18 protein-coding genes are annotated in these 21,178 nt (G+C 44.9%); 14 read left to right on the top strand and 4 right to left on the bottom strand.

The features are described from left to right. The first annotated feature begins 267 nt into the window (after positions 1-267). From ACUVJL_RS29675 to ACUVJL_RS29655, 5 genes are all read left to right on the top strand, one after another. Complete coding sequence (locus ACUVJL_RS29675; RefSeq protein WP_445249116.1) at positions 268-681, top strand: plasmid mobilization protein; 414 nt, start codon at positions 268-270, stop codon at positions 679-681. Positions 682-746: 65 nt separating this feature from the next. Further along, a complete protein-coding gene (locus ACUVJL_RS29670) occupies positions 747-2,345 on the top strand; it encodes a relaxase/mobilization nuclease domain-containing protein (RefSeq protein WP_445249115.1) in 1,599 nt (532 codons plus the stop codon). A 290-nt stretch (positions 2,346-2,635) separates the two neighbouring features. Beyond that, positions 2,636-2,974, top strand: a complete 339-nt coding sequence (locus ACUVJL_RS29665) for a hypothetical protein (protein ID WP_445249114.1) — start codon at positions 2,636-2,638, stop codon at positions 2,972-2,974. Between the two features lie 317 nt (positions 2,975-3,291). Continuing rightward, the gene (locus ACUVJL_RS29660; RefSeq protein ID WP_445249113.1) at positions 3,292-3,708 is read left to right on the top strand and encodes an element excision factor XisH family protein; all 417 of its coding nucleotides are present in this window, start codon (positions 3,292-3,294) and stop codon (positions 3,706-3,708) included. Next, complete coding sequence (locus ACUVJL_RS29655) at positions 3,696-4,028, top strand: XisI protein (protein ID WP_445249112.1); 333 nt, start codon at positions 3,696-3,698, stop codon at positions 4,026-4,028. The genes ACUVJL_RS29660 and ACUVJL_RS29655 overlap by 13 nt, the downstream gene beginning before the upstream one ends. Before the next feature lie 213 nt (positions 4,029-4,241). Here ACUVJL_RS29655 and ACUVJL_RS29650 read toward each other — a convergent pair whose 3' ends face one another. Further along, complete coding sequence (locus ACUVJL_RS29650; protein ID WP_445249111.1) at positions 4,242-4,505, bottom strand: hypothetical protein; 264 nt, start codon at positions 4,503-4,505, stop codon at positions 4,242-4,244. A 73-nt stretch (positions 4,506-4,578) separates the two neighbouring features. Further along, positions 4,579-5,652 (bottom strand): hypothetical protein, encoded by a 1,074-nt coding sequence (locus tag ACUVJL_RS29645; protein ID WP_445249110.1) that lies wholly within the window; start codon positions 5,650-5,652, stop codon positions 4,579-4,581. 65 nt (positions 5,653-5,717) lie between these two features. On the opposite strand from ACUVJL_RS29645, the gene ACUVJL_RS29640 reads away from it, so the two are divergent. Beyond that, positions 5,718-5,891 (top strand): hypothetical protein, encoded by a 174-nt coding sequence (locus ACUVJL_RS29640; protein ID WP_445249109.1) that lies wholly within the window; start codon positions 5,718-5,720, stop codon positions 5,889-5,891. Between the two features lie 2 nt (positions 5,892-5,893). Next, a complete protein-coding gene (locus ACUVJL_RS29635) occupies positions 5,894-6,517 on the top strand; it encodes a siphovirus Gp157 family protein (protein WP_445249108.1) in 624 nt (207 codons plus the stop codon). A 421-nt stretch (positions 6,518-6,938) separates the two neighbouring features. On the opposite strand, the gene ACUVJL_RS29630 is transcribed toward ACUVJL_RS29635, so the two are convergent. Then, positions 6,939-7,163, bottom strand: a complete 225-nt coding sequence (locus tag ACUVJL_RS29630) for a hypothetical protein (protein ID WP_445249107.1) — start codon at positions 7,161-7,163, stop codon at positions 6,939-6,941. Between the two features lie 189 nt (positions 7,164-7,352). On the opposite strand from ACUVJL_RS29630, the gene ACUVJL_RS29625 reads away from it, so the two are divergent. From ACUVJL_RS29625 to ACUVJL_RS29615, 3 genes are all read left to right on the top strand, one after another. Beyond that, on the top strand, positions 7,353-10,886 hold the full coding sequence (locus ACUVJL_RS29625) for a hypothetical protein (protein ID WP_445249106.1): 3,534 nt from the start codon (positions 7,353-7,355) through the stop codon (positions 10,884-10,886). A gap of 415 nt (positions 10,887-11,301) precedes the next feature. Continuing rightward, positions 11,302-13,710, top strand: coding sequence for a hypothetical protein (locus ACUVJL_RS29620; RefSeq protein WP_445249105.1), 2,409 nt, complete (start codon positions 11,302-11,304; stop codon positions 13,708-13,710). Beyond that, a complete protein-coding gene (locus tag ACUVJL_RS29615) occupies positions 13,707-13,922 on the top strand; it encodes a hypothetical protein (protein WP_333179681.1) in 216 nt (71 codons plus the stop codon). The genes ACUVJL_RS29620 and ACUVJL_RS29615 overlap by 4 nt, the downstream gene beginning before the upstream one ends. A gap of 146 nt (positions 13,923-14,068) precedes the next feature. Here ACUVJL_RS29615 and ACUVJL_RS29610 read toward each other — a convergent pair whose 3' ends face one another. After that, on the bottom strand, positions 14,069-14,839 hold the full coding sequence (locus ACUVJL_RS29610) for a CRISPR-associated protein Cas4 (protein ID WP_445249104.1): 771 nt from the start codon (positions 14,837-14,839) through the stop codon (positions 14,069-14,071). Between the two features lie 191 nt (positions 14,840-15,030). Between ACUVJL_RS29610 and ACUVJL_RS29605 the strand changes: the two genes are divergently transcribed. From ACUVJL_RS29605 to ACUVJL_RS29590, 4 genes are read left to right on the top strand one after another with little or no spacing between them, the layout of a single operon-like run. After that, the gene (locus ACUVJL_RS29605; protein ID WP_445249103.1) at positions 15,031-16,554 is read left to right on the top strand and encodes an AAA family ATPase; all 1,524 of its coding nucleotides are present in this window, start codon (positions 15,031-15,033) and stop codon (positions 16,552-16,554) included. After that, a complete protein-coding gene (locus tag ACUVJL_RS29600; RefSeq protein WP_445249102.1) occupies positions 16,547-18,754 on the top strand; it encodes a hypothetical protein in 2,208 nt (735 codons plus the stop codon). Before ACUVJL_RS29605 ends, ACUVJL_RS29600 begins: the two co-directional genes overlap by 8 nt. Further along, positions 18,754-18,894: a hypothetical protein gene (locus tag ACUVJL_RS29595; RefSeq protein WP_333463173.1), complete on the top strand. Its 141-nt coding sequence runs from the start codon at positions 18,754-18,756 to the stop codon at positions 18,892-18,894. The genes ACUVJL_RS29600 and ACUVJL_RS29595 overlap by 1 nt, the downstream gene beginning before the upstream one ends. Next, positions 18,887-21,103 (top strand): hypothetical protein, encoded by a 2,217-nt coding sequence (locus ACUVJL_RS29590; protein ID WP_445249101.1) that lies wholly within the window; start codon positions 18,887-18,889, stop codon positions 21,101-21,103. Before ACUVJL_RS29595 ends, ACUVJL_RS29590 begins: the two co-directional genes overlap by 8 nt. The last annotated feature ends 75 nt before the right edge of the window (positions 21,104-21,178 follow it).

Genomic DNA, 21,178 nt, shown 5'->3' with positions numbered 1-21,178 from the left:
TTAATGACAAATGTAGCTAACTGTAATACAAATCAAGCTGAATATTATACAGCTATAAGAAATGAGAGGGAGAAAGGAGCTGACAACGCCCTCGCCTGTCGAGCAAACACTTTAAAAAGCAAATGAATAGATTGTCAGTTATTGAGTAGCGCTCGCAACCAGTTATCCTCAAATGGCGGGGGTCACTTTACGCCCCTAGTTTGCTCTTTTGGGGTGAATTTGAAAGTAGTTATAGGTTTATAAAATGAGATAAACTCAACTATTTTTATGACTATGAAGCTCAATAAATTTCCTCAACCGCAGCAAAATCAGAGACTTTCGAGTCGGCTGGAACTGAGATTGTCTGACTCAGACTACAATCAAATTAAAGCAAGAGCAGAGCAAGTCAATTTGAGCATGAGCGACTTCATGCGCCGTGCAGCTTTAAGGAGAACCATGCCACGCCCTCTAGCTGCATTTGACTTAAAAGCCTATCAAGTTTTATGCAAGATTGATGCCCAATTGAGAATTGCAGGAAACAACCTCAATCAGATTGCTAAAGCTTGCAATAGTGGCGTAGCATTGGGAGAACCCGTTGTTGTCAATACAGGACTCTTAAAAAGCGTACAGCAACTAATTCGAGAGAACGGGGCTGCAATTAAAACAATAGTTGCAAACCTCGCCAAATCTACAGTCCGCTAATTCTTAATAAGCCTCGGCTTTACCGCCTGAGCAATCGATTCTGTGCAACTGACGGCTTTTCGGTTATGATTGGCAAACAAATCAAAGGTACAGGCTTTCGGGGCTGTCTAAACTACGTGCTGGGCAAAAAAGACGCCACTCTAATTGGCGGTACTATGTGCGGACAAACTCCTGAAGAACTCGCTGCTGAATTTGGCATCGCCCGACAACTAAGACCTAACCTGAAAGTAGCAGTTTTTCACGCCACTTTATCTGTCGATAGCACCGAAAAACTAGAAGATTCTGAAGAAAATGACCAGCGCTGGCTGGCGATTGCAGCCAACTACATGAAAGCGATGGAATTTGACAACAACCAGTACGCAGTTGTCAAGCACAGCGATACAGAACACGACCACATCCACATCGTCGCCAGTCGCATTTGCCTAGATGGAGGTGTTGTTGACGATAGCTGGGATTATTACAAAAGCCAAGAAGTAATTCGCCAGCTCGAACGGAACTACAACCTGGAAACTGTTACACCCAGTTGGGAAACAGACAAGCGAGCTCAGACTACAGGAGAACACAGACAATTAAAAAGCAAGGGAAACAAGAGCGTCAGGGTGCAATTGCAAGACCTAATTGATGAAGTCACCCAAGACAACCCAAGTATGCCAGAATTCGTTGAGCAGTTGCAGCAACAAGGCGTAGAGGTACAAGTCACACAAACTGGAATCGGCTTGAGTAAAGGCATTTCTTACAATTTAGATGGGGTCGCTTTAAGTGGCACTCACTTGGGTAAAGCCTACACTTTTTCGGGATTGCAGAAGCATCGAGGCGTTAGCTATGACAAAGGGCGAGATAACGCCCTAATTGAGGCTTTAATGCAGCCACAAAACTTAGCTATTGCCCCCAGCGAAGCAGAGGAAAATGAGCTAGAGTCGTCACAATCCGAGTTAGTAGCAACCCTATCTGCAACAGCACATGAGCTAGAGTCGTCACAATCTGAACTAGAAACAACCACGCCTGCAACTCCTGCAACAGCAAATGAGCTAGAGTTACAATTATCAATCCTGCCTGAAAGGAATGAAAATCAGTGGACCAGAGTGCGATCGCATCTAGCAGTCGAGTACAGTTTACCTTTAGAATTGCTTGAAAAATTGCACTCTCATTCTTGGCTGTATGCCGATCGCTCAGAAAAGGCTGTCTTTACGGCACGGACGCTTGACGGGGAAGCCCGGTTCGCTTTTGTTCTCGATGAAAGAGGCAACTTTACTACAACCCATCCCCTGTCATCTGAAGCTGCTTTCTGGGTAGCCACTACCGGAGAAATTGAGCGAGCTGTGATTGCCTGTAACCCAATAGAAGCCCTTTCAATTTTGCTTATTGAACAGGAAAATAACCAGGATAACTCTGCAACACTACCACCCACAATTTACCTAGGAATTGAACGAGCTTCACAACTGCCTACACAATTCTTACAAGAACTCGATAGCGTTATTATAGCGATCGCAGAAGATTATATGCTCGCTCGAAATGCAAGGGAGCTGCTACCGAATGCAGAACTTGTTAATCCACAGTCAAGTTGGAATGATATCTGGATACAATTAATTGAGCAAGAACAGCAAAATATTCAACAAAATAACCAACCTTATAAACAGCGCATCCAAGAAATTGAATTGGATTAGTTATGGTTCCCTGACAAAGTGAGTATTGTCTAATAAAAATGCTACTTAACAATTTTCAACTTGCAACCTAAATTACTGATAGCGCTGCCACTAAGTATTACCAATTTATGAATAGATTTATTTATCAACTATTTTTCCTGATTTGGCTAAGTAACTTGAGACGGCGCTTGCTCATTTTTTTTGTGAGCCGACCTTGATAAAAATAAATTACTTATACGTTTTTTCGTAAAATTTAGTACAAAAAAAAATGAGCGCTGTCGCGCCAAAAAATAAAGTATCGGAGATAAAAAATGGAAGTCTCACAAACCAACACCTACTACTTCAATAATTTAACCTTCGTCCACCAAACAGAAAACCAACTGTACATTATGGACCGACAAACAACACTTGTCTTGAATTTTCAACAAACAAGCTATCAAACGCTCGACAAAATAATCCACGCTCTGCGACTTGTGAGAGACAAAAAAGTCCAAGACCGAAAGTCAATTCTTGAGCAAGAACTGCTGGCCTTAAACTTCCAATTCCCTCTCGAAAGCAGCAACCGTAGCAACAACGACACCAATAATGGTAGCAGCAATGGTAGCAGCAACGGCAGCAACAAAAACTGCGAGCTAAAAATCGACTGGTAATTAAATTATGCCGGAGAGACAAGTTTGTTTCTCCGGCAGCCAATAGCAAACATTTTTCGCCACATCCAAAAATGGCTTCCTCTCATAGCAGCATAGGTGTATCTCCTGCACTAAGAGCAAGCCGATATGTTCGACTCGTCGGCTGCAACACTATATCGGCTGGACAATCATATTTGGACGAAAGGCTTTTTCTGACATAAAAAAGGCAGAGGGGCAAAGTTTTGTGGCGCTGCCCGAGAACATCGCTTTCAGATGAAGAGCGTATATACTTGAAATACAACTATCCGAGATATTAAACACAACGAGTCAGTACAGCTATGTCTGCTAAAGATGCTTTTCACGAAGTCGTTAAAACCGCTCTCGAAAAAGATGGATGGCAGATTACTCACGATCCATACACTTTACAAGCAGGAAGTTTAGAACTTTACATCGACTTGGGTGCCGAAAGGGTGGTTGCGGCCCAAAAAGACGGACAGAAAATTGCCGTTGAAATCAAAAGTTTTATTGGCCCCTCCAAAATCTCCCAGTTTTACACAGCTTTAGGACAATTCATTAGTTATCGAGCCGCTTTGCAACAACAAGAAACTGACCGCATTTTATACCTAGCAGTACCCAGCCATGTCTACGATAGTTTTTTCACAATGGGGTTTATTCAGTCTTTAATTCAACAAAATCACATTCATTTAATTGTTTACGATATAGAGCAGGAGGCGATCGCACAATGGCAAATGTAGACCTTTATAGGCAGCACATCCAAAATCTTCTCTCCCAACACGCTAGTCTTGTGTGGGATGAGCGAATTCAGGCTCAAACTATCTTTGATACCGAGCGCGATCATTATCAATTAGTATATGTGGGCTGGCGCAATCAGCGGCGAATTTATGGCCCGGTTTTGCACCTGGATATTATGGACAATAAAATTTGGATTCAGCAGGATGGAACTGAGGTGGGGATTGCTAACGAACTCGTAGAATTAGGAGTTCCTAAACAAGACATTATACTTGGTTTTGACCCCCCTAATATGCGACAATTAAGTGAATTTGCGGTCGGATAGATTACGCTTAAGTGTTAGAACTTTAGCTTTTTTGAAAGCTACTTTTTTTAATACTAGATCGCTTTGCGGATGTAACATATCCCACCCCCTGTTCAAACTCCCGATAAGCTGATAGCAGCATGACTCCCAAGAAATACTCCCACGCCTGGTAATAGAAGGAATGTGGTTATAATTGGTGTGAATTGTAGTTAGCACTTCCCGATAACCCGCAATTTATTGTTCTGAACGATCGCGCGGCGTTGTTTTTTCTGTTACTAATTTCTTAATCCGTTCTCGCGGCACAGTAATGCCTTCAATGCGGTTAGAAGATTCGGTACTCTGAATAACCGCAGCTTGGCGCAAAGTGCCTAAAACTTGTGGGGCTTGTTGTTTGAATAACTCCTGCTTTCCCTTGTACTCTCCAAGCAAACGAATTGTTTGCAGAAGTCTTTGGTTGAGCTGTTGACTTTCAATGAACCCCTCTTCAAATGACAGCATATCTATTTTATCTCCTTTGTATTAATTATAAACATTTATTGCAGTCAATAACTCGGATATTGCGTGCGCTTAATCAAAACTTGGAAACCATATCGCAACCAGAACCGACGCCAAATCCAGGTAAATAAGTAAGGCGATAGTTCCTTTTAGCCATAGCCCTTGCCTCTCTTGTTGTCCAAGGTTTGACGCTCAGCAAATCGGGTTCAGTTTCCAGTTGCTTTAAATAAGAGCGATCGCCCGTTACAAAGGCGATCGCAATCGCCAGGAACTTGCAACAGCTCAAAGGAGCTTGAACCACCTGCTTTTCAGTAAACCTAACCACAATCCAATTCCACTCTAAGAATAATTGATTGCGGCGCATATCGCTGTCAGCATCGCAGCAGTGAGTGGGCTTCTTAGATTTGCCAGCATAAGGTTCATCAATCTCGACATCAATTCCTATCCCAGATGGAGTGTGAATTACAATAAAATCTGCTGAATAGCTCCTCTGAGATGACGGAATTTTAAACTCTGCTGCTTGGACAACTTCCTCGAAATATTGCTGCAAATATTGCAAAAAGAGTTGTTCACTCACTCCTTGCCGAGCTTGAGATGTGCCATTAGGACTAACCCGAAGTGACATCAAATCCTTGAGCGCTCGATTTCTGGAATCCAACTCAAGTTTGGCGCTTTTTAAACCTGTCTGCAACCCTTCTTTTTCCACCTTAAAACTAGAAAATTCTTGCTGTTTATTCGAGGATAAATGTTGATGGGATAATATATTTTGTTGGTTGTACTCAAGAACTTGCTGTTTATACTTGGATAGCAGTTTTTGACGGCAACCAAACACATAACTATAAGCAGCCGCAATTAAACATGAATAAGCAGCTACTACCAACAGCATTTCCCACCACAGCCAACCCCAAGAAATAGCTAACACCGGAAGTGCGATCGCACCATAGAGCCAAAACACCCAAATTAACCACAGCAACTTGACAGGTAACACCACAGGTGGTTGAGGCGGAGTCAGCAAAACAACAGGTTGCTCGAATTGTTGAGTTTCTTGAAGTTGGGATGAGGTGGCACAACTAGAAGTTGCCTCTGGCAAAGGATATTGATGGCAGAACTGCATTACCACTTTTGGGTAAAAAACTATAGGATAATTCATAACTTTAAATACTCCTTTTTTTAAGAGCGCGGTCGCGCTATTTTTAAGAAAGTTTTTTGAATTGTATGCCAAAAATCACCCAGTCAAACTCAGAAAATTTAACTCATTCTCAACCAGTTAGCAAAATTCAAAAGGACAAACAAATCTCTCTTAAATCCGACGCAGCAACAATGGCTGCGCTTACTCAACTCGAAGAACGCCGCGATTATTATCACACCTGCATCAACGGAGGATACTAAGCATGAATTTAGCCACAGCGACGCTTGCTCAAAGTTCAATAACTGCGGCTCACGTTTGGCATCAACTAGAATCAGCAGAAAGCTCAGAAGAAATCGACCAACTGCTGCAATCCCTTTGGCAAACCCAAGAAACCCAGGAACTCGCTGTTGATGCCCATGCCGACTTAGCCGACCAAATTGATGCCGAAATTGCAGGAATTACAGCGCGAATGCAGTATTTGATAGAACTGCATTCAAGAGCTCTCAACAAACTCCAGGGGTGGAGAGAGCGCTTAGACCAAACCGTTCTATACTTCAACGAGTGTGGCGTGTTAACTTCAGAAATTCTCGGCAAACACCGCCGCATTACTGTTAAGGAAAATCCGCCTACGTGTGAAGTTTCGATCGAGCCATCTCAACTGCCAGAACCCTATCGCCGAGTCGAAACCAAAACCGTAATTTCTGCCGACAAAAAGGCGATTGCAGACGCTTGGAAAAAAGGAATGCCTGTAGATGGCACTAGGGTTTTCCGCAAGCGCAAAGTGGTCTACAGCTTGCTTCCCGGTAACAATTTGCACTCTCTTCAAGCCAACCAGACGCTTGAGAGTCGTTCTTCGGATAAAACGCAGTCCAAAAAACGGCGTTAGCCATCTTTTCAGGTGTCACAAATACCTTGGTCTGACACCTGAATTGTTAGACATCTCCGAATTAGACACCTCCGAAAAAGAATGTGAAACGCTTGTTTTGTAAGAGCGAAAACTTAATTTTTCTCGATATAGCCTTTTTCAGTTAGCTAGGTAATTGGTACAAGGTAATGCGTAATGAGGCATGGTAAGGGAGCAGGAATGGTTCATGCCGGGCTGGTAGCTAACACGATCGAAAATTACCAATCCTGAAATTAACTATTACCGATTACCTATTACCTTGTACCGAGCTTGGGAGTTATGAATTTTCAGTTGTGACTTGTGAATTTTAAGAAGTTTCTTTAACTCACCACTCACGCATTCACGCATTCAAAACTCAGGAGAACCGAAGCGTACCTCATGATACTGAAAAGTGCTAGCTCTATTACAAATCAATCCAGTATTGAGGGTTTTCAACTTGTTCTTCAGTGACGTTGAACAACTTTGACGCTCTACCTTTAATAACCCCGCCAGCATCGATGCTCAAACCTCCAAACTGCTGACTGTTTTCACCTTCTCCAAAAGCAACGCGGGCAAGTGCATCGCTATCGCGCTCGGAGAAATAATCTCGCCGGCTTTCCATAGCCGTAGTCGTGCGAACTACTTTCACTTTTTTTCTCCACATTGGGATTATCAATCTCATTGTAACACGCTACTTTCCTCTTCTAAACCCCTCCAATTGGAGGGGGTGAATATCACTCAGTAGCAGGAATTTGTGAAGCAACACCCTTGTCAAAATCTGGACTATTACTGTGCGTAAGTCCTAAAAATGTAAAAACTAGGATTCAGGAGCTAATCAATGAGCAGAAGAAAACTTACCCCAGAATATCGCTCCACAGAATGGGTAGCTGGGGAAGGACTAAAAATCCCAGTCTTTGATATGTCCTTGACTGACGGTAGAGCAAAGGGGCGGTACCAAGCTGAATCAGAAGTGCTGCGTAACTCCCTGCTTGAACTGCTTTTTGAACCTGAAGAACTAGCATCCCTAAGCATCGTTAAACCCGACCCAAATGATAGCAGCTTCGACCCTCTGAAAAACATCGATTTCGGAGATGGTATTACCAGAAGAGTTGCTTTCAGCTCCGGCAAAAATGTGTACTTTGCAGACATTGAACTCTCAACCAAACTGTTGAGCGTATTCAAAACTCAACCCGACCACGCCTGTCGCTACGGCTCACTGCTAGTTAGCAGTTGCAACCTTGGAGCCAAATTGTTAGATAGCTCCCTTGACGGCGAAACCTTGCGAGTCAAAATTGTTGATTCTCAAAGCGATGACCAGAGTGAAAAAGCGAAAGCTCATAAGTGGCAAACCGGAGACTGTCACGGTAAAATTTCACCGGCACTAGCCCAACAATTGGGAGGGAATTACAACCGACCTTTTCAATTCAGATTTGCCTGGATGCAGGAATGGGAACAAGAAGACTGCCACACTCCAGAAATTAGCTTTCTTGCCAAAGGAACGCTGTTGCCTGATGCTAATTTAACCTCCGAGTTGGGTTATGATATCATCATGGATCGCTCCTCTATCAAAGGAGTTGCTAAAGAGCAATTAGCTGAACTTATCCCCTGTGGTGACTACGAATTTCCCAAAGCTATACTGGGAAATCGAGGCAACGCCAAAGTAACTGAATACGAAAATTCCTGGCAATTTTCGATTTGGTATTCCGAAGCAGCTATTGGGACTGACATCGCCACACCAACTAAAGCTGAAGCCCAAAAGCTAGCTGACTTGCAAAACAATCGACTGCAACTTGCCAAATACTTAGTGGAACAGCATGACAAAAAAGCTGCTTTTCAATCTAACATTCACGAAGACAGCAGCGGATTAGAAGATGAAGCAGATGAAAAAGCCCAGCGCAACGAATCCCGGCTAATTTCAATTTTGAGGAACGACAAACTCGGTCAACTCCTCGACTTTCCCAAAGTCGTCGATTTCATGCAAGAACAACTGGCCAAAAAGTGGAAAGACTTAGCAATTAAAGGAGCAATTCATCATGGTTCAGCAATGGCTCAACCTTGTGAAAACCTCAAACCCGGTACAATTGTTGCCCCCCACTTGCGACACGGCACAGAAGTTATCGTTACCCGATACCCAATTGTCAGTAAAGATAACATCCGCCGCTACACAGTAGACAACAAAAGCCATCCTGAATTAACGCAGTACAAAGGGTGCGTTTTCATTCGCCCAGACCAAGCCATGCAGCATCACCAATGCGATTTTGATGGCGACCAACTGGTAGTTACGCCTGCTTCTCGGATGCCGAATATTGCCTCTGAAACCAGACACGCTAATCAAGAGAATGAGTACGATGCAGTTGAGAAGCGAGAGAAAGTTGACTACAATAAAGCTACCGATAGTAATGGCGATCGCAAGTATACCAAATTGCGGCAAATTGCCGTAGCGATCGCCCAAAATAAAATCGGCTGGGTGGCTACCTTAATCGGGAGAGTGCAATCGTCAGCAGCAGAACCGGGACAGCCAGAAAGTTTATTCAATCAACAGAAGCGGCAGCTTCTTGGAAAGCTATTTGATGCCCTGCAAATTGAAGTGGACAGCCCCAAAAGTGCTACTCGTACCGAAGACCACCACCCCACCTTATTGTCCAAGGCTAAGCAGTGGTCAGAACAGCACCCAAGCTACCTATTTGATTACAAAGACGACCCCAGGCTTTACAAAACCGTGCCATTACCTATAGGAGACGGCACCGCTATCAATTGCATTGCTAGGGAGGCTGTTAACCCAGAGTGGGAACCGACTCGTTTAAAAAGCCGCCACCGCGACGAATTTCGCTACTTGTTTGAGTCTCCTTCTGACTTAGATGAGCGAGAAAAATGGGAGAAACATTATGTCAGGTGGGCGCAAGATATTAAGGAACGCTATCGAGAAAGGATGGGCGAAATTCACTTGGAGTGCGGCGGCGATTCTAAGGCAATTAAAGAAGCAGTCAGCAAGTTATACGAGAGCTTAAGAGCCGATGTAACTGAAGCTTGGACTGACCCTGAAGAACGGTTTTTAGCTGCTAGTGCGATGTGGCACGTCGAAACCACAAATCCCAACTTAGAAGTCCCTCGCAAAGCTTGTAAGGAACTTTCTCGCCAACTGGTGATTGAATTCACCCTTGAACCTGAGTACGAGCGACTGCACGAAGCAATGCCAAAAAACACTTACGTTCTGAGCGTCCCTTTCGAGGAATTTGAACTGGACGGCAGCGGTAAGACTGTCAGGGATAAGAAGCGACAACCAATTGGCAAAGACTTAGCTGGACATTGGAAAGAATTGTTAGACAGCAAAGGTATTAAATATGAAGCAACTTTGCATTCGAGCCTGCCAATGGTCAATTTTGCCTTAATTGAACCCAGCGACAAACTGGTGGGAATTTTTGAAAGAAAGTTTGGCGAAAATGTCAACGACATCGACAGTTTAGACTTAACCTACCGTGATGGTCTAGGCCGCACTAAAGATGTCAGTTCACGCATTGTAGCTCCTGCTGATTATACTTGGCTTGAGTCCCAAAACCAAACACCTAAAGCAGCATTGGTTCTCAACTTGTTTACAGATGAAATTTGCCAGCAATTGCAAACCTTTCAGTTTGACAGAGCTGAACTGATTGGGCAGAAGTACAATGACTTGAAAGATGTTGACTTTAGCAGTCCAAAATGGAGGCAGAAAACATTGACTTTTGAGGTGGGTTCTGTTAGCGGTAGCGGTTCGAGGCGCGACGGCAGCCCTATTGTCCTCCTTGACGGACAAGAGCTAGCTATGTTCTCTGCTAATTCACCTAAATTGCCGATCGGCACTACCTTTGAGGCCACTATTGAACCCTCGCCTAAAGGCAGCGCTCTGATCTTAAACATCAACCCTAGTTCCGTGCGACTAATTGAATTAGTTGAGGAACTTGCAGAAGTCGCGCCAACCCCTTGTCAAGGGCGATCGCTTGTACCGCCAACTCCTTGTCAAGAGCGATCGCAATCCGTATCGCCAACCTCTACCCAAAACAAACAGCCGTCTCAACCCGAAAACATTACTGCCAGCCCCGCCTACCTCTCACAATTGCTGAAAGATGCGATTTGTGAAGCATATAACCAAACTGGAGAAACTACAATTCCTGTGGGAAACTGGACAGCTTTTATTAGCAAATCTCGCAATAATGTTAGGTGTTTAGTCAGAGATGAAGCTGATAATCCGGTCTTAGCTGCTGACTTGAAAACAGGTCAAATTATTAAGAAGCTTTCGGAAAATAGCAGCGATCACTTTCTCAAATATCTCTTAAAAGTCGATGCTGAATTAGCTTCGGAATCTTCAAAATTTAGAGTTGCCGACGCACAACTTTAACGTAATTTCGGAAGTCATATTATGTCCGCTAACTAGACCGTAATTGCAATTATATTACTTTGCTATGGCGAATTTACAAATACCTGCTCATGCAAATCATAGAAAAAGCGCAAACCTTTTCAATGCGTGTTGCCTAAATGTGTCTTGCTTGTCGAAGGTGAAAGTCGAATGACGCAAGAAAAGACACATTCGACTTTCACCTCCCTTGAGGACATTTGTACAACACACATTGAAGCCTGCGGTTTTATGGGTATTTTGACGGACATGATATGACACTTCTTTTGCTCCCGCTTAACCTTCCCCCTCCGATTGGAGGGGGTCACTTTAACTCCCCAAAACCGCTCTTTAGAGTGAAGTCACTAGCCACACTGCTCGAATTTCATGGGAAATATCCACTCACCCCGCCACAAAGATTATGCCCACAAAAACAGCATCCCGAAGCCGAAGCCAGGGAAATTACATCACCCCTAACACAGCGGAGGGCAAGAAAATCCTCAACTACCTAAGAAATCGCTGCGAGAAAGCTTTAGATTACTGCCAGGAAAATGGACTCACCAGCGTAGAAGATTTTGCCGATGCAATTGAAGAACTAACGGAAGCCGACGGCAAACCTGGCATTAGCGTGGAGGTCAAGCATAACGGACTCGTCCTCAGTTTGAGCGATCGACCTGAGTACGGCTCTACCACAGGAAAATACATGATGGAACACTTGGGAGAGCCGGACGACTACCGATTTACTAAAACAGGAATTGAAGCATTACTCGATTCGCCTCGAACTAAAACAAGGTCTAAAAAAGACAATTTACTAGATGAATTGGATGATGAGCAACCCTCCCCCAAGTCTAAATCTAAAGTTGCAACTAAGTCTAAAAAAGACGATTTACTAGATGAATTAGAGGATGAGCAACCCTCGCGTCGATCGAAATCTCAAACGGCAAACAAGTCTAAAAAAGACGATTTGCTAGATGACTTAGAAGATGATGAACCATCGCACAGATCGAAATCTAAAACCAATATCAAATCCCAAAAAGATGAAATAGAAAATTCGGATGACGACGAGCCATCACCCAACTCTCAAACCAAAAGAAGATCCCGAAAAGATGACGTAGAGGAGTTGGAGTCGGAAGAACCACTGGTTAAATCTAAAGCCTTAAGCCGCTCTCCGAGAGATGAGCTAAGTCAGTTAGATGAGTTTGAACTCGAAGCACCTCAACCCAAAGCTAAGTCTCAAACTAAAAGCCACCTTCAAAACTCAGATCGAGAAGATTTGGAAGAAGAAGAATTATCAGCTAAATCCCAAGCCAAAAGAAAACTTCAGACAGATGAACCGGTAGAAATTGCTGAATCCTTAGCAGTCACACCTTCCAAAACCAGAACTAGCCAACAGCGACCTCAAGGCAAAAAATCAAACGACCAGAACATCGATAGTATCCTCGATGCTGCTGTACAAGTTAGTGGTAGAACAGCCATTTCTGGAAGTGAGGTAGAAGGTACAACTGTCAGCGGCCTGAGCGGTCAAGTTGCGGTTCTCGCTACTCTGATTGGCAAAAAAGCAGCTTCTCAAATTATAGAAGCTGCTCTTGGGGCTGGAAAAGAGCGCCAAGTTGCCGATATTGTCAAAAGGCTCAAAGCTCAAAGCCAGCGAGCTGACTCGCTCTCCCAGCGAGTTACCAACTTGGTTGAAGCGGATTCAGTTGCAGATGCAATGGTCGAATCCGAAACTTTACCAATAGCTGAACCGGAGCCAGAACCGGAACAAAACATCTTACCTGAACCCGATGCCGAACTTGTGTCAACACCCGGTATGCTCTTAGCTAAAGCTGTTAACAAAGTCCACGGAAAAGTTGATAAAATTTCCGGTCGTGTGAGAGACAACACTGCCGAAAAAACGGCTTCTATTAAGATTGACACAGAGGCGAGTTTTGAAGAACAGCTCGTACAAATAAATGAAGCACTCAACCGACTTGAAAAGCGACTAGATACCCTAGAAGAGCGAATAGAAGCTTTAGAGAACAAACTTTCTCTTCAAAAAAGCGAGACAGGCGTTCAAGCTGGGGATGCAAAAGTAGAACCGCCCGACAGCTCGACTCCATCCCTCAGCGACCAATTCGTACAAAACGCAACAGAAATAGGTGAAACAATTTCATTAGAATCAACAATCCCAGCTACCAGCAGCGCTAGCGCTACTGCTAAAAAAATCACTGTGACAGCCCAAAATCTTACTCAGGACTCCCAACTTGCAGCAACACTGGCAAAAATTTACAGCCTAGCTGAAGAAGAAGCAAATGCGGAAGGCATTGGATTAGAAGATGGGGTTGATTTGGGAGAAGCCAAACTTTATGTAACAAATTTTGACTCCTCTACCGCTGTCAGCTTAAAAATTAAGGAAGGCGAGGAAATGTTCTCAGCTTTACAGGATAAAACTGGAGAATGGAAAGTGACAAACGATTTCCTAAAACCTGAAGAAAAAGAAGAACTCGACCGCTTAAAAATTTTTCAACAAGCTGTCAACCAAGAACGTTTAGCTGAAATGGTAAAGAGAAGCAATCAAGATGAAATCAGCTTTACCGATTCCCAGGGATCGCGCCTCGACTTTGAAGTCGAATTCAGCGATAAATCCAAGTCGAAGGGTACTGTCAAAGGCTTTAATTCTCACAGCGAGATAGTTTTTGAGGCCAGCCTCCAAAAAGGTAATGTTGAGGTACTTTTGTGCGACATTCCCCCCGAAGAAGTAGAAAATCTCCTCTCCCAACAACAACTCGCTCAAAACCATAACTCCAACAAGCAGGAAGCTAGAAAAACTGAAGCCGAGATGGAGATTTGAAATACAGCAGATTGCAGGTTTATGATGTAGGCTCACCGATCGAACAATCTCGCAAGGACACGGCACTGCCGAGGCGTGTCAACTTAAGGAATGCGGGGTGCGCGATCGCGCCCCCCAAGAAGAGGCACGCTCGCTCCGGAAGGCCACTGGCGCTGACAACAGCTTTCACAGGACGGCTGGCAGCACCTGTGAAGCAAGGCCTCAAATCCTGAACAGCAGAGATTCAACTCTATGCTACGCTGCTACTAATTCCTATTCAATCCTCCAGAGAACCCGACCCAAGGAGCAACACAAATCAATTAAATTGATGTTTAATTAATTGCTCTCTTAGCTCAAGGGGTCATGGTAAGAAAGCAACCTAAAAGAAGTCGTGATTGCCTGTATCTGCATCTAAGTCGATTCGTGCCGGACAGTATGCACCAGGAACATTGCAATAGCGGCATTCCCAATGGCTTGGCGCTTGAGGTGGGGGAGTAGCGCCGCTGATGATAGCAACAGTTTGGCGGAAGAACTCCTTGAATTGGCTGTCAACCTCTGATGGGTAAATTTCCACTATGTCATCGGGATACACCAGCCGTCCTGCGGGGGGATGACTTTGGCAGAGACGTTGACCTTGTGGCGACAGAGGAAACAGCAGCATATAAATCAGCACTTGCATCCGGTGTGCAGCTTTACGTTTGCCCGATTTACAGTCTTCGATGATAAGCTGACCGTTCTCAATCACCACAATGTCTGGCTTGCCACCGATGTCGCAAGTCTTGCCGTTAATTGTGAATGAGTTATCATCCTCAACGTACACAGCAGACCCTTGGGCTTGATGTTTCATTGCCCGTTGGATTACCATCTCATCATGTGCAGAAGAGTCAAAATCACTGGGTCGTTTGGGGAACTGGTAGTGAGCCGAAGACCATGCTGTATGTTTACACTGCTTTTCTTCGCCCATTAAGCTAGAAAGCCAAGTCACCCAGATATAAGGTTTTGAACGTTTTTTGGCGGATTGAATCGTTTTTGTTTCCTTGGGGAGTTTGGTAGACGTTGATTTGCGAGTCGTCTTAGATTTTCGGTTGGAAGAAATTGAGAAATCTTGTCCTGATTCTTCGGGAAAAAGAGAAAGTTGTCGTATTTCCATAATTTGAATGCCTCAAATTCACTGGGAGGGGTTATTGAATTTACCTTTAAATCCACAATAAACTTGATTTTTCTCAAAGTCAGTTACCGATTGATTACACTTAGAATCAAACTAAGTGTAAGGTTAGTTACACTTAGAAAGGGAAACTTATCCTAGTCTAAAAATATTTCATACTGTTAATGAGACTATTTATGTCATGGATTAATTTTTTGAGAGAAATGGCTGATGATTTTGATTTATCTCCAGAGCAGACACAAGTTTTTATAATTCGCTTTGATGATAAAAATAAACAAAAGGCTGAGAAGGAGATGGAAAAACTTTTTTTAGAAAATCTAGGCTTAGATAAGCCAGCTTATGTAAAACGAAGGCAAGGCGTCTATGGGAAGTTTACTTGGGGCAAACAAAAACCAAAAGGTTGTCGTGAACTCATTAACGCTGGCTCACACAAAGCAGAAAAATTACGAAAATGGCTAGAAAGCAAGTACAACGAGCAGCAAGTGATAGAGGAATCAGACTCCCATTCTTCCACTGCAACCGTTGTGGGCGAGATAGCAAGGGATTGGCGCGGACAGTTCCGATCGCTCATCGACATTAAGACAGAAGGTTTTGTAGGTCGCCAATACGTCTTCGATAAGATTGAAGATTTCCTGAGCAACAAGCCCAACGGTTATTTCACCATCGAAGGCGACCCCGGCTTGGGTAAAAGTACAATACTCGCCGAGTACGTCCGGCGACATGAATGCGTAGCCCATTTCAACGATCGCCTGGGAGGTATCAATCGCACTAGCCAATTCCTAGAGAGTGTCTGCACGCAACTGATTGCCAAATACCGCTTACCCTACTCAGAACTGCCGCCCGATGCCAATCAAAACAAGGCTTTTTTGGAAAAACTACTGTCTGAAGTTAGCGAACAACTCAAGCCAGGAGAACGGCTGGTAATCGTTGTTGATGCACTGGATGAGGTTGACTTGGAGAGCCAGGACAAAAGTGCCAACATCCTCTACCTGCCCCGCTACTTGCCCAAAAATGTTTACTTCGTAATGTCACGGCGGCGGGGAGTCGATCTTCTCTTTGTGGTGGACACGCCGAAGCACCTGTTTGACCTGATGGCAAAGGAATACGCTGACCGTAGCTTACAAGATGTCCAGACCTATATTCGGCAGCACGTTAATGAGCATGAGCGACTGCGCCAGTGGATTCAGGCTAACAGCTTGACAGTGGAAGATTTCATCACCCAACTAGCCGACAAGAGCGAAAACAACTTTATGTATCTGCGCTGCGTGCTGGTGGACATGGAGGATGGGATTTACCAAGATGCAAGAATTGAGAGTTTACCTCAAGGTTTAGAAGCATACTACGAGAATCACTGGCAACTCATGGGCATGACCACTGACCCGCCACCGCTCACTAAGCTTAGAATTGTCTACATCCTGTCGGAAACCTCTAGTCCTATTCCTTATGAGGATATTGTTGAAATCGTCAAGCATACGGGAGAACAAGAAGCTGAATTTACCGTGCAATATGTACTGAATAAATGGAAACAGTTTTTACACAAACTATATCAATACGAGCAAATCTCTTACAGGCTTTATCACGATAGTTATCGCCGTTTTCTAAACCGCCAGGAAATTGTAGAGAAAGCGGGGATAACAATTAAAGGGATAAAAACGCTGATGGCAGATAGTTTATGGCAGGATTTGTACGGCGATGGGTAAGTTAGCAGAACGCTTAAAGCAACTACCACAAGGCAGCCGAATTTATAAATTGAAGGAGCTACCAACACTTCTGGCAGAGTCTTCTCAAATAGAGCGCCTGTACATCCTCCTAACAGATTTTGATTTCATTGAAGCCAAGCTTTCTGAATTTGGGCCACAACCGTTGATTGAAGATTATGATTTGGCTTTCATTCCCACTCTCTTAAATGCTGGAGAGTGGGTTAAGAGTGAGGGTAACAATTTGAGATTGATTCAAGGCGCATTGCGGTTATCCGCGCACGTTTTGGAGCAGGATAAAATGCAACTAGCAGGACAATTGTTAGGGCGTTTAATGGCTTTTGAGGAGCCAGAGATTAAGGGATTTCTGGAACAGGCCCAGCAGTGGAAAGCAGCTCCCTGGTTGCATCCACTGACATCTAACTTAACACCACCTAATGGAGCATTACTGCGTACCCTGATTGGGCATACCGGGGATGTAGATGCAATTGCCATTACGCCCAATGGACATCAGGTAGTCTGCGCTTCATTTGATAACACCCTAAAAGTTTGGGATTTGCAAAGTGGGGAAGAACTACGTACTCTCACTGGGCATACCAGCTTAGTACGGTCAGTCGCTATCACTCCCGATGGAAAACAAGCTGTTTCCGCTTCATTTGATAACACCCTAAAAGTTTGGGATTTGCAAAGTGGGGAAGAACTACGTACTCTCACTGGGCATACTAACTTCGTAGAGGCAGTCGCCATCACTGCCAATGGAAAACAAGCTGTTTCTGCTTCAGGGGATTTCACAGTTAAAGTCTGGAATTTGGAGAATGGAACTGAAGAAAACACCCTGAATGGGCATACCTTTTTTGTTGAAGCCATAGCTATCACACCGAATGGGCAACAGGCTGTTTCTGCTTCCTGGGATAAAACTCTCAAGGTCTGGGATTTGCACACTGGACGCGAAGTACGTACCTTTAACTGGAATACTAACTCAATAGTGGGAGTTGCTATTACTCCTGATGGGCAACAGATTGTATCCACTTCCTGCGATAGCATCAAAGTTTGGGATTTGGAAAGTGGAACTGAAGTGCTTACTATCAACGAAGATACAGCTTCAATTAATTCGGTTGCTATTACCCCCAATGGAAAACTGGTAGTTTGTGCTTTAAACGATAACACCCTCAAAGTCTGGAATTTACAGACCGGAGAACAACTGCGTACCCTTATAGGTCATACCTATCCGGTACAGGCTGTTGCTATTACCTCTGATGGGCAACAAGTTGTTTCCGTTTCAAACAATAACACCATCAAAGTTTGGGATTTGCATAGAAGTGTTAGAGAGCGTAATCTCATGGGGCATACCGATTTGGTATGGACGGTCGCTATTACTCCAGATGGGCAACAGGCTGTTACCGCTTCCTGGGATAAAACCCTTAAGGTCTGGGATTTGCACACGAGAACTGAAGTGCGTACCCTGAGTGATCATAATGACAAAGTGCAGGCAGTTGCTATTACTCCAGATGGTCACAAAGCAATTTCAGCTTTGTGGGATAAAACCCTCAAAATTTGGGATTTACAAACAGGAACTGAAGTGCGTACCCTCGTCGGACATACCAGCTATGTAGGAGCAGTTGCTATCACTCCCGATGGGCAAAAAGCTGTTTCAGCTTCAGGGGATTTCACTGTAAAAGTTTGGGATTTACATAGTGGAGAACAACTGCGTACCCTGCTAGGGCATACTTACTTGGTAAATGCAGTGGCCATTACTCCTGATGGGCAACGAGTAGTTTCAGCTTCATCAGATAACACTCTCAAAATCTGGGACTTACAGACAGGAAAAGAACTAGATACTCTTATAGGGCATACCAGCTATGTAGAGGCAGTTGCCATCACCCTAGATGGGCAACAGGCTATTTCAGCTTCAAGGGATAACACCCTCAAAATGTGGGATTTACAAACAGGAAAAGAACTTCGTACCCTCATCGGGCACACTGACAAGGTATGGGCAGTCGCTATCATACCCAAAGGACAACTAGCAGTTTCAGCCTCAGAGGATCGCACTCTGAGGGTCTGGGATTTGCAGAGTGGCAGAGTGATTGCTAGTTTCAGTAGTGAGGATGAGTTACTTGCCTGTGCGGCTGCATCGGATGGAGTGACGATTGTTGCAGGTGAACAATCAGGCAGGGTACATTTTCTACGGTTGGAGGGGATGTAATGCAGTCAACCTTGATGCGCTCCTCAGTTATCATATCCACTCTGGCGATCGCCTTAACTTTTCAGCTCACCCGCCATCCAAAATCACAGGCTGGCTTTGAGACAAATAGTGTTTGGCAAGGGTTGAGGAGTGATGGGTAAGTTAGCAGAACGCTTAAAGCAACTACCACAAGGCAGCCGGATTTATAAATTGAAGGAGCTACCAACACTTCTGGCAGAGTCTTCTCAAGTAGACCGCCTACACACCTTGTTGCTTGACTTCGATTTCATAGAAGCTAAGGTTTCAGCTTTGGGGTCACAGCCACTAATTGAAGATTACGACCTTGCCTTCACACCCGACCTCTCAACCTCTGGGGAAGAGGTGAAACGCAATGCAGACAATTTGAGATTAATTCAAGGCGCACTCCGGCTGTCAGCGCACATCCTGGAGCAAGATAAAACGCAACTAGCTGGACAACTGCTGGGTCGCTTGCTTTCATACAAAGCACCAGAGATCCAGGTGATGCTGGAGCAAGCAAAACAATGGAAAGCTGCCCCCTGGTTTCGTCCGCTAACGCCCAGCCTAACGCAACCGAGCGAGCGATTGCTGCGTACCCTGGTGGGACATCAACGTGGGGTCAACGCAGTGGCAGTGTTTCCAGACGGACAGCAAGCCGTTTCAGCGTCAGATGATGGCACTTTGAAACTATGGAATCTCAACACTGGAGAAGTAGTGCGTACCCTGTCGGGACATACTGAACCAGTTATGTCTGTAGCAGTGCTGCCAGATGAGTTGCAGGCAGTCTCAGCGTCAGACGATGGCACTTTGAAATTGTGGAATCTCAACACTGGCAAGGAATTGCTCACTCTGTCGGGTCACGCTTATGGGGTGATGGCAGTAGCGGTATTGCCAGAAAAACGTCAGGCAGTCTCAGCTTCAAAAGACGGGACTCTGAAACTGTGGAATCTCAACAGCGGTGAGTTATTGCGTACCTTGTCCGGGCATAACCCAGAATATGGGGTGATGGCGGTAGGAGTGCTACTAAATGGTCAGCAGGTAATTTCAGGCGCAAATGACTGCACTTTGAAATTGTGGGAGCTTGATAGTGGCACAGCATTACGCACTCTATCAGGTCATAACAGAGGAGTTGCGACAGTTGCGTTACTACCGGACGGTCAGCGTGCGGTTTCTGGTGCCGGGGACGGCATTCTGAAACTGTGGGAGCTAAACAGTGGCACAGCATTGCACACCATATCTGGTCATATTGCCGGAGTCAGAGCCGTGGCGGTGCTGCCAGACGGGAAACGAGCAATCTCTGCCTCATGGGACAACACCATAAAAGTCTGGGATTTAGATAGTGGAGCAGAAGAGTTTACCCTATCCGACAATGCCCAAGGGGTCAGAACAGTGGCGGTGTTGCCAGACGGGAAACGGGTAATCTCGGCTTCAGATGACGGCACCCTGAAATTGTGGGACATTGACAATAGTAAAGGCTCGTACAGTCCTTTGCTGCATACGAATAGGGTCAAAGCTGTAGCGATACTACCGAAAAAACGGCAGGCTATCTCTGCTTCGTGGGACAACACCCTAAAGCTCTGGGATTTGGACAGCGGGGCAGAAATTCGGATTTTGTTGGGTCATACCAACGCAGTCTGTGCCGTGGCGGTGCTACCAGATGAGCGGCGAGCAGTTTCTGCTTCAGATGACTTCACACTGAAACTGTGGAATTTAGACAATGGTTTGGTATTGCGTACCCTGTCTGGCCACGTCAGCGGAGTTACTGGGGTCGCTGCATTACCAGATGGTCAGCAGGCACTTTCAGCTTCAATTGATCGCACCCTGAAACTTTGGAATCTCAACAGCAGCAAGCTATTACGTACCATTACTGGTCATGCTAGTCCAGTGATGGCAGTCGCAGTATTACCAGATGGACGGCAAGCAGTTTCTGCCTCATGGGACGGGACTCTAACACTGTGGAGCCTTAGCAGTGGCAAGCCATTACGCACCTTCTCCGGTCACGATGGCCCAGTTTTTGCAGTAGCATTGATTCCAAAAAGGCGACAGGCAATCTCTGCCTCTGCTGACAAAACCCTGAAACTATGGGATCTCAATACTGGAAAGACCTGGCGTACCCTGTCTGGTCATACTAACTTTATCAATGCGGTAGCAGTGATGCCAGACGGTCGATGCGCGGTTTCTGCCTCAGCTGACAATAGCTTAAAACTGTGGAACCTGGAAAGCGGTCAGATTATTGCTAGTTTCACTGGGGACAGCCCGATTGAGGCTTGTGCTGTGGCATCGGATGGAGTGACGATTGTCGCTGGCGAGTTGTCGGGGCGGGTGCATTTCTTGCGCTTGGAAGGGGTGTAATGCGGTCAAAGATGGGGAGGCGCAAAAAGCCGGAGCACCCATGAACGCGATCGCGCTAACAAAAGTCTCGTTAAT

Origin of the sequence: Microcoleus sp. OTE_8_concoct_300 (assembly GCF_031383065.1) — a bacterium.
In the GTDB taxonomy this organism is placed as follows: Bacteria; Cyanobacteriota; Cyanobacteriia; order Cyanobacteriales; family Microcoleaceae; genus Microcoleus.
The sequence above is the reverse complement of the archived record's forward strand: the minus strand, read 5'-3'. Positions and strand labels throughout refer to the sequence as shown.

What these genes read in the sequence shown, in the direction of transcription:
- ACUVJL_RS29600 (WP_445249102.1), top strand. Translation starts at nt 16,547, where the DNA reads ATGGGTAAGTTAGCAGAACGCTTAAAGCAACTACCACAAGGCAGCCGA.
- ACUVJL_RS29655 (WP_445249112.1), top strand. Translation starts at nt 3,696, where the DNA reads ATGGCAAATGTAGACCTTTATAGGCAGCACATCCAAAATCTTCTCTCC.
- ACUVJL_RS29625 (WP_445249106.1), top strand. Translation starts at nt 7,353, where the DNA reads ATGAGCAGAAGAAAACTTACCCCAGAATATCGCTCCACAGAATGGGTA.
- ACUVJL_RS29590 (WP_445249101.1), top strand. Translation starts at nt 18,887, where the DNA reads ATGGGTAAGTTAGCAGAACGCTTAAAGCAACTACCACAAGGCAGCCGG.
- ACUVJL_RS29620 (WP_445249105.1), top strand. Translation starts at nt 11,302, where the DNA reads ATGCCCACAAAAACAGCATCCCGAAGCCGAAGCCAGGGAAATTACATC.
- ACUVJL_RS29650 (WP_445249111.1), bottom strand. Translation starts at nt 4,505, where the DNA reads ATGCTGTCATTTGAAGAGGGGTTCATTGAAAGTCAACAGCTCAACCAA.
- ACUVJL_RS29665 (WP_445249114.1), top strand. Translation starts at nt 2,636, where the DNA reads ATGGAAGTCTCACAAACCAACACCTACTACTTCAATAATTTAACCTTC.
- ACUVJL_RS29640 (WP_445249109.1), top strand. Translation starts at nt 5,718, where the DNA reads ATGCCAAAAATCACCCAGTCAAACTCAGAAAATTTAACTCATTCTCAA.
- ACUVJL_RS29635 (WP_445249108.1), top strand. Translation starts at nt 5,894, where the DNA reads ATGAATTTAGCCACAGCGACGCTTGCTCAAAGTTCAATAACTGCGGCT.
- ACUVJL_RS29670 (WP_445249115.1), top strand. Translation starts at nt 747, where the DNA reads ATGATTGGCAAACAAATCAAAGGTACAGGCTTTCGGGGCTGTCTAAAC.
- ACUVJL_RS29675 (WP_445249116.1), top strand. Translation starts at nt 268, where the DNA reads ATGACTATGAAGCTCAATAAATTTCCTCAACCGCAGCAAAATCAGAGA.
- ACUVJL_RS29605 (WP_445249103.1), top strand. Translation starts at nt 15,031, where the DNA reads ATGTCATGGATTAATTTTTTGAGAGAAATGGCTGATGATTTTGATTTA.
- ACUVJL_RS29660 (WP_445249113.1), top strand. Translation starts at nt 3,292, where the DNA reads ATGTCTGCTAAAGATGCTTTTCACGAAGTCGTTAAAACCGCTCTCGAA.
- ACUVJL_RS29645 (WP_445249110.1), bottom strand. Translation starts at nt 5,652, where the DNA reads ATGAATTATCCTATAGTTTTTTACCCAAAAGTGGTAATGCAGTTCTGC.
- ACUVJL_RS29610 (WP_445249104.1), bottom strand. Translation starts at nt 14,839, where the DNA reads ATGGAAATACGACAACTTTCTCTTTTTCCCGAAGAATCAGGACAAGAT.
- ACUVJL_RS29595 (WP_333463173.1), top strand. Translation starts at nt 18,754, where the DNA reads ATGCAGTCAACCTTGATGCGCTCCTCAGTTATCATATCCACTCTGGCG.